The sequence below is a fragment of the Mesorhizobium sp. M2A.F.Ca.ET.067.02.1.1 genome, assembly GCF_004023285.1.
Classification (GTDB): Bacteria; Pseudomonadota; Alphaproteobacteria; order Rhizobiales; family Rhizobiaceae; genus Mesorhizobium.
The window spans coordinates 1-6,365 of sequence record NZ_RZSB01000326.1 but is presented as its reverse complement, the minus strand read 5'-3'; the positions used below and the strand labels follow the sequence as shown (position 1 = coordinate 6,365).

The window sequence follows — 6,365 nt, the reverse complement described above, 5'->3', positions numbered from 1 at the left end:
CCCGAGAGCGCGGCCGCCTCCGGATCGGGCGCGCTCTTGCGCACGTCCATGGCGGTGATGATGCGCTGGGCGGCGCTATAGACGGCGCTGTTCTTGACCATGCCGCCGGAGCCGACGAAAGCCTTGCCGTCGGTGGCGTGACGGGACAGCAGCAGGTTCTCCGAAAGCTTCATACGCGGGGCGGCGCCGTGCCCCAGGCGCTCTTCCGGCACGAACGCAGCACCCATCAGCCGCCGGCCGGTGATGGAGAGCGCGCCGGCGTCCTTGCCGCGGATGCGCACCGAACCCGCATCCTGCTGTAGCACTTCGCCGGAGACGGATTCGAAGAACTCGCCCTGGCCGTTGCCGGCAACGCCGGCAATGCCGATCACTTCGCCGGCGCGCACGGTGAGATTGATGTTCTTCAGCGGGATGGCAAAGGGCGTCGCCGGCTTGCGCGTCAGCCCACGGATTTCCAACAGCGCCGGCGCGGTCTCGATGCCTTCGGCCGGCGCGCGCTCCACGGCCTTGACTTCGCTACCAACCATCATGCGGGCAAGCGACGCGGCCGTCTCCTCGCGCGGATTGCAGTGGCCGACCACCTTGCCGTGGCGAAGCACGGTGGCGCGATCGCAAATGCGTTTGACCTCTTCCAGCCGGTGCGAGATGTAGAGGATCGATTTGCCCTCCGAGCGCAGTCGCTCCAGCGTCTCGAACAGCTTGTCGGCTTCCTGCGGCGTCAGCACCGACGTCGGCTCGTCGAGGATGATGAGTTGCGGCGTCTGCAAGAGGCAGCGGATGATCTCGATGCGCTGGCGTTCGCCGACGGAGAGGTCGCCGACCAGGGAGTCCGGATCCAGCGGCAGCCCATAGCTGAAGGACAGCGCCCTCGCCTTCGCCGCGATGGTGCTGATCGGCGAACCGTCATTGAGCGAAAGCGCGATGTTCTCGGCCGCTGTCAGCGCCTCGAACAGCGAGAAATGCTGGAACACCATGCCGATGCCGAGCTTCTTCGCCACGCCCGGGCTGGTGATCTTGACCGCCTTGCCGTCCCAGAAGATCTCGCCCGAGTTCGGCTCCAGCGAGCCGAACAGCATCTTGACCAGCGTCGATTTGCCGGCGCCGTTCTCGCCGAGCAGCGCGTGGATTTCGCCCTTTGCGATGTTGAGATCAATGTGATCGCACGCCGTCAGCGTGCCAAAAATCTTGGTGAGACCACGAACCTCAAGCAGGTTCGACCTGTCATGATTTGCACTCACAGTGCCTCCCATCCGGCTTTCCGGATATGTTCTGTGTTCCCGAAAGCATGGTATGCGCGGCCGGCTCCCATCGGAAAGCAGCACCCAACTTGAAAGAGCTTCAAGAATTTCAGCGGAAACTCAAGGGCTAAGATAGACCTCTTGAGAACAACCGCAAATCCGCATCGCGTTTCAGGGAAGCCGTGCCTTCGGGCACGGCAAGCCGCTGAAAGACAGGGCAGTTGGCTAAGGTATGATGCCGAAAAGTGCGAGGCGGTTTTCCGACGACATCATGCTCTAGGGAATGAGAACGGTCGTTCCCGTCGTCTTGCGGGCTTCGAGATCGGCTTGCGCCTTTCCTGCGTCCTTCAACGCGTAGCGCTGGTTGATCTTGATCTCGACGGCGCCGCTCTTGACCACATCGAAAAGCGCTTCTGCCGACTTCACCAGATCCTCACGCTTGGCGTTGTAGACGAAGAGCGTCGGTCGGGTCGCGTAAAGCGAGCCTTTCTGGGCGAGAAGCGACATCGGGAAAGGCGGAACCGGTCCCGACGACGAGCCGAAGCTGACGAACATGCCGAGCGGCCGCAGGCAATCGAGCGAGGCGGGAAAAGTATCGGCGCCGACGGAATCATAGACGACGTCGCATTTCTTCCCACCGGTAAGCGCCGCGACGCCGGCGACGAAATCCTGCTCCTTGTAGTTGATGACATGATCGAAGCCATGCGCCCGCGCGAGCTCGATCTTGTCGGCGGAGCTCGCGGTGCCGATCACGATCGCGCCGAGATGCTTTGCCCATTGGCCGAGGATCAGGCCGACACCGCCGGCTGCCGCATGGTAGAGGATCGTGTCGCCGGCCTTGACCGGGAAGGTTCGACGCAAGAGGTATTCCGCCGTCATGCCCTTCAGCATCATCGCCGCCGCCTGCTCGTCGCTGATGCCGTCCGGCACCTTGACCACGCGGTCGGCGGCGATCACCCGCTGCTCGGCATAAGCCCCGACATTGACGGCATAAGCGATGCGGTCGCCGGGCTTCAGCCAGTCGACGCCGGTGCCGAGCGCCAGCACGACGCCCGCCGCCTCGCTGCCGGGAATCAGCGGCAAACCGCCGGGGGGCGGATAAAGCCCGGAGCGGTAATAGACATCGATGAAGTTCAGGCCGATCGCTGTGTGCCGGATCAGGATCTGGCCTTCTCCCGGCTGGCCGGGATCGGCATCCTCGTAAGCCAGGACTTCGGGGCCGCCATTGGCGTGGATGCGGATTGCCTTGGACATCGCTCAACTCTCTGAAGGGTACGCAAACTGGAGCATGACCCCGAAAGGGCCAGCCGATGTTTGAAAGATCATGGGCCGATAGACAGCTAGGTCAGGATGACCATTCGACCAAAAATATCCTGATCCAGGATCAGGACTTCCTGGCGCCCAGACTGGGGAACATCTGCATGATGCCCCCGATACACGCGAGATAGAGGCCGGTGATGGTGATGCCGATCTTGGTGAAGTCGCTGACCTGCTCTCCCAGCACGCCGATCTTGTCATAGAAGGCGGCAAGTGCTGCCTGCGCCAGCGCCAGCGCGCCGAAGGCGCACCACAAAAGCGTCATGCCGAGATTGACCGGCCTCAGCCGCACGACGCGCACCGGATGAATGAAGTAGATCGGCAGGAAGGTCAAAATACCGGCAATCACCACCACGGCGAACGATACCCATTGCCCCGGCTCGATGACGAACAGCGTGAACACCACCATGTTCCAGACGACAGGGAAGCCTTTGAAGAAGTTCTCCTTCGTCTTCATGCCGGTGTCGGCATAGTAGATCGCGCTGGAGACGACGATGATGGCGGCCGACAGAAAGGACAGGTTCTCGCCCATGAAGCCGCGCTGATAGAGCGCGAAGGCCGGGATGAGCACGTAAGTGACGTAGTCGATGATGTTGTCGAGGAGCTCTCCCGACCATGTCGGCAGGATCTCCTTGACCTCGAGCTTCCTGGCGATCGGGCCGTCGATGCCGTCGACGAACAGCGCCAGCCCCAGCCACCAGAACATCGCCGTCCAGCGTTCCTCGCTCGCCGCCACCAGCGACAGGAAGGCCAGGAACGATCCTGACGCGGTCAGCAGATGAACGGAAAACGCACGCGCCTGCGGCCACGTCACCTTCTTCTTCGGCAACGGAATCCGCTGCGCGATCTTCTTCGCCGCCTTCCTGGCCGTTGTATTCTTGCTCACGGTCCCCGCCAGTCCATCTTGCAGATTTCGGCCGATCGGCCGGCGAAATTCCAGTTGCGGCCGAAGGCGCGCATCTTGCTCTTGTCGGACTTCGCCACGATGATTTCCGGCGCGATCCAATATTCGGAATTGGTGATCACCGTATCCTTTTCACGGTCCTTGCCGGGGATCGGCGTCACCGCGCCGTCGATGATCTTCGGTATTTGGAAGACGCGCGTCCTGTCACGCGTCTCATAGGTAATCGGCACCTGCTCGACGCCGAGGAATTTGCCGACAAGGATCGACAGCAGCGAGGTGGTGCCGCCGGCCTTACCCGTGAAGATCTTGGTCAGCGCTTTGACCGCATAGACTGACGCCCGCTTGTCGATGAACAGTCCGGCGCTCCAGTTGCCGCGGCTCATATAGCCGGGGATTTCCATCACCAGGCCGAGATTGAGACCTGAAAGGTCGACTTCGCCGAAATGGCCGGCATCGATGCGGAAGCCCGCCCAGGTCTGGCAGTAGCCTTCCGTCGGCGGGTGGCTGCCGAGCGACAGCACGCAGGGGCAGAAAACCGTGCAATTGCAGGAGAGTACCAGCTCCCCTTTCATCGCCCAGCTTTGGTCGGTCATCGAATTCTCCCCTTACGCCGAAACTAATAGCAGGGCTGCCGCCCACACAAGCAGTATCGTACCGGCGACCCGGCTGGCCACCCTGCCGGTGGTCTGTTTTTCGATCAGGGTGAACAGGCCGATCAGCGCCATCCAGAAGATGTTCATCGCGCCGACGGCGAACATCACCAGCATCAGCGCCCAGCAGCAGCCAAGGCACCAGACGCCCTGCTCCACTCCTAGTTGGAAGATGCGGCCCGGCTTCGCGCTCCAATTGGCGAACAGGATCGAGAACGGGTTGCGGCATTTTTCCAGGCACGCCTGTTTCAAGCCGCTGAACTGATAGAAGCCAGCGACAAGCAGTGCCGCGGCGCCGGCAATACCGACTGCGGGATCGAGCATCCGGTCGGAACCGGCAAAAGCGTAGACCGCGAGCGTCAGCGCGGCGAAAGCCGAGGACGCGCCAAGCCAAGTGGTGAGGTATCCGGTAACGAGCACCAGCGGATGAACAACCGGCTCGCCCTTGATCCGCGCTGTGTCGGCAATCTCGCAATAGGTGCGGATCAGCGGCGCGGCGGAAGGCAGCATCGTGGCAACCGCCATCAGGAACCACATCAGCACAAGCGCCGGCACCTGCAGGCCAGCCGGGCTGGCAAGCGGCGCCGGCGCAAGGCAGAGAGCAAAGAACCGGTCGAGAAAATCCGGCAAAGGCAGGCTCGGGAGATTCTTGAGCAGCAAATCGCCGGGCCTGCCGGCAAGGCTGCCTTCAGCGCCGCGGATCGCCATCGCGCCGAGAAGCAGCCATGCAAGGACGATGGCGACGCCCACCGTGAGCGTCACCGCAAAGCGCGGACTGCACGCCACGCCGGCCGTCGCGCCCCGCGCGGTCGAGATGGTTGAAATCCTGCTGCTCCCCGCTCATGGCAACCGAATGGGCTGAATCGCCGCGTTGATCAAGCCGGCTGATCCGACCTATATCTTGGATAAGGGCCCGACTGGGCGCCTCCCAACGTGGAAGCATGACGTGGATCATAACGACAGAGCCCGCATCCTGGTTGCCGGCAGCGGTCCGGCCGGCCTTATCGCGGCGCTCGGCTTTGCCCAGGCCGGCTTTCAGGTGACGCTGGTGGGCCCTGAGGCCAACACCACCGATGGCCGCACCACGGCGCTCATGAACCTCGCCCTGAAAGTTCTGGAACGGCTGGGCGTCCTTGCCGAGCTCAAGCCGCAGGCCGCGGCGCTCAAGGTGATGCGCATCGTCGACGCCACAAGGCGCCTCATCCGCAGCCCAACCGTGACCTTCCGCGCCAGCGAGATCGGCGAAGAGCAGTTCGGCCTCAATCTGCCGAACAATGCCCTTATTCCGATCCTCGCCAAGGCGGCTTCAGCGCATAGCGGCATTCATTGGCTGAAATCCACGGTCGAATCCTGGAGCCTCGACGCCGACCAGGCCCATGCAAGGCTGGCCGACGGCGGCGAAGTCTCGGCCTCGCTCGCGGTCGCCGCCGACGGACGCCTGTCTCCGGCGCGGGAAGCCGCGGGCATTCGCGCTTTCGCGCGGCCTTATCCGCAATCGGCGCTTGTCCTCAATTTCGGCCACCGCATTGACCACGGCTTCGTGTCGACGGAGTTCCATACCGAAACAGGGCCGTTCACCCAGGTGCCGCTGCCCGGCAGGCGATCGAGCCTTGTCTGGGTCGTGAAGCCGGAGACGGCGCAAGAGCTTGCCGCGCTCGATGATGCAATCCTGTCGGAGCGTATCGAGCAGCAGATGCAATCGGTGCTTGGCCGGGTCTCGGTCGAGCCGGGCCGCCAAATCTATCCTTTGTCGGCGGCTTCGCCCGCCCGGTTCGCGCAGAATCGTGTCGCGCTCGTCGGCGAGGCGGCGCATGTGTTTCCGCCAATCGGCGCCCAAGGGCTCAACCTCGGCATCAGGGACATAGACGATCTGGTTGGAATCGCCAGCGAAAACCGCGGCGATCCAGGGGCGAGCAGGAGTCTTGCCGCCTATGATACCAGGCGCCGACCCGACATATGGGCGCGCAGCGGCGCGGTGAACCTGCTCAACATGTCGCTGCTGTCCGACATGCTGCCCGCACAGCTGGCGCGCAGCGCCGGCCTCAATGCACTGGGCAGCTTCGCGCCGCTGCGGGCCTTCTTCATGCGCGAGGGATTGCGGCCGGGCAGCGGCTTTCGCGCCATTGCCGGCGGCTTACGGAAAGAGGTCGGCCGGTAGGATTCCCTGTCGGATCGCATAGAGCAGCGCGGTCACCGTCACCACCGAGAAGCATGTCGTGATCAACACGCTGGCCGAAGCGCGCTGCACCCATATGT

6 protein-coding genes and 1 pseudogene are annotated in these 6,365 nt (G+C 63.2%); 1 reads left to right on the top strand and 6 read right to left on the bottom strand.

Annotation, left to right across the window (positions count from 1 at the left end):
* The 5 genes from EOA28_RS20860 to EOA28_RS20840 form a co-directional block, all read right to left on the bottom strand.
* Window positions 1-1,250, bottom strand: a 1,250-nt coding sequence (locus EOA28_RS20860) for an ABC transporter ATP-binding protein (RefSeq protein ID WP_189342117.1), incomplete at its 3' end; no start/stop codon positions are given.
* Between the two features lie 264 nt (window positions 1,251-1,514).
* Window positions 1,515-2,492 (bottom strand): quinone oxidoreductase, encoded by a 978-nt coding sequence (locus EOA28_RS20855; protein WP_126082733.1) that lies wholly within the window; start codon window positions 2,490-2,492, stop codon window positions 1,515-1,517.
* A 130-nt stretch (window positions 2,493-2,622) separates the two neighbouring features.
* Window positions 2,623-3,441 (bottom strand): phosphatidylcholine synthase, encoded by an 819-nt coding sequence (pcsA, locus tag EOA28_RS20850; protein WP_127250948.1) that lies wholly within the window; start codon window positions 3,439-3,441, stop codon window positions 2,623-2,625.
* Window positions 3,438-4,052 (bottom strand): DUF1326 domain-containing protein, encoded by a 615-nt coding sequence (locus EOA28_RS20845; protein ID WP_128315220.1) that lies wholly within the window; start codon window positions 4,050-4,052, stop codon window positions 3,438-3,440. Before EOA28_RS20845 ends, pcsA begins: the two co-directional genes overlap by 4 nt.
* 12 nt (window positions 4,053-4,064) lie before the next feature.
* Window positions 4,065-4,895: a DUF2182 domain-containing protein gene (locus EOA28_RS20840; RefSeq protein ID WP_245501570.1), complete on the bottom strand. Its 831-nt coding sequence runs from the start codon at window positions 4,893-4,895 to the stop codon at window positions 4,065-4,067.
* Between the two features lie 160 nt (window positions 4,896-5,055).
* On the opposite strand from EOA28_RS20840, the gene EOA28_RS20835 reads away from it, so the two are divergent.
* Window positions 5,056-6,267, top strand: coding sequence for a UbiH/UbiF family hydroxylase (locus EOA28_RS20835; protein ID WP_127250946.1), 1,212 nt, complete (start codon window positions 5,056-5,058; stop codon window positions 6,265-6,267).
* Here EOA28_RS20835 and EOA28_RS40335 read toward each other — a convergent pair.
* Window positions 6,244-6,365: pseudogene (locus EOA28_RS40335) on the bottom strand (AEC family transporter); the annotation flags it as partial. The gene EOA28_RS20835 and the pseudogene EOA28_RS40335 sit on opposite strands and share 24 nt — an antisense overlap.